The following is a 330-nucleotide window of genomic DNA, read 5'->3' as shown; positions in this document are numbered from 1 at the left end:
TCCGCCAGGGCCTCCACCAGCGGAGCGGCGTCGGAGGAGGAACCACGGGCGAGGAAACCGATGTTCACCGGCCACGCGTCGAAGGCGTTGAAGGCGTGCCTGAGCGCCCAGGGCGAATTCACGCCGACGCCCCAACTCGGCCCGATCTCCTGGCCGATGATCGTGGTCACGCCGCTCGCCAGAGAGGCTTCCATGATGCGCGGGGACAGCAGGTGGACGTGGGTGTCCACCGCGCCGGCGGTGGCGATCAGGCCCTCGCCGGAGACGATCGAGGTTCCGGTGCCGACGACGACGTCGACGCCGTCGAGGGTGTCGGGGTTGCCGGCCCGG

At 70.9% G+C, this 330-nt stretch carries 1 pseudogene; it reads right to left on the bottom strand.

Features of this window, described 5'->3' with window-relative positions:
* Positions 1-330, bottom strand: a pseudogene (locus IG86_RS0138150) (urease subunit alpha); the annotation flags it as partial.

It is taken from the genome of Streptomyces virginiae (genome assembly GCF_000720455.1).
Classification (GTDB): domain Bacteria; phylum Actinomycetota; class Actinomycetes; order Streptomycetales; family Streptomycetaceae; genus Streptomyces; species Streptomyces virginiae.
Note: the sequence above shows the minus strand (reverse complement) of the source record. Positions and strands in the feature narration are given on the sequence as shown.